The organism is Acidovorax sp. KPB24-03 (assembly GCF_057546605.1).
Window position 1 is genome coordinate 1 of the sequence record NZ_BAAJYR010000720.1, and the last position, 1,107, is coordinate 1,107.

Annotated in this window: 1 protein-coding gene and 1 pseudogene; both read left to right on the forward strand. The window is 73.1% G+C overall.

Annotated features, from left to right (window positions below):
• Positions 1–807: pseudogene (locus tag AC27KI_RS25490) on the forward strand (peptidoglycan DD-metalloendopeptidase family protein); the annotation flags it as partial.
• Positions 808–919: 112 nt separating this feature from the next.
• Positions 920–1,107: hypothetical protein (locus AC27KI_RS25495; RefSeq protein WP_272564016.1), on the forward strand; the 188-nt coding region annotated here is incomplete at its 3' end.

Here is a 1,107-nt window from a genome sequence, read left to right on the forward strand (position 1 = left end):
CGCCAGCGCCCCTCCCCCGTCCGTCTGGCCCCCGTGCATCGCAAGTGCCCCGGCGGCGTGGCGCGCCTGTCGCTGGGGCCGGCGGCCACGCGGCCGGTGGCGCACGTGGACGAAGGCGCGGGCGACGTGCCGGTGCTTGTGCTGGGCGATGCGATCGAGTGGACGGCCATCGTCGGCATTCCGCTGGCGGCCCAGGCGGGCGCCGCCGGGATCGTGGTGCGGGGTTCGGCCACCGAGGGCGATGCAGCGCGCAATGTGCCCTACACCATCGCGCCCAAGAAGTACCGCGAGCAGCGCCTGAGCGTCGCGCCGCGCACCGTGGACCTCTCCGCCGAGGACAACGCCCGCTTCGAGCGCGAGCGCGAACACCAGCGGCAGGTGACGGCGGCGTTTTCCACACCGCTGCCCAAGCCGGCCGACCTGCGCATGCACGTCCCGGTGCCGGGTCCCCGGTCCAGCTCGTTCGGGCTGCGGCGGGTGTTCAACGGGCAATCGCGCAATCCGCACAGCGGCATGGACATCGCCGCAGCCAAGGGCACGGCCATCGTCGCGCCGCTGCCGGGCCGGGTGATCGACACCGGCGAATATTTCTTCAGCGGCGGCACCGTGTGGCTGGACCATGGCGGCGGGCTGCTCACCGTCTATGCCCACCTGAGCGCCATCGATGCCAAGGTGGGCGACCAGTTGCAGACCGGCGACCGCCTGGGCGCGGTGGGCGCCACCGGCCGCGTGACCGGGCCCCACCTGCACTGGGGCGTGATGCTCAACCGCACGATGGTGGACCCGGCGCTCTTCCTGCCCGTCTGAGCCGGACGGGCGTTGCGCCGGGCCGACACGGGCCGGTAAAGAAGGGGCCGCTTCGCGGAGCGGGCAGCGACAATTTCCGCCTTCGATCCCCTGGCCTTTTTGGGTGGTTTCCATGCGATCTTTTCTGGGTGCCGCGCTCGCGGCGATGGCAGTGCTGTGCAGCGGCTGCGCCGTGGTGGCCGTGGGCGATGCCGCGGTGACGGTGGTGGCGACCACGGTGAAGGTCGGCGCCACCGTGGTGGGCACGGCGGTGGACGTGGGCGCGGCCGGCGTGCGCGCCGTGGCGGGCGGCAGCGACTG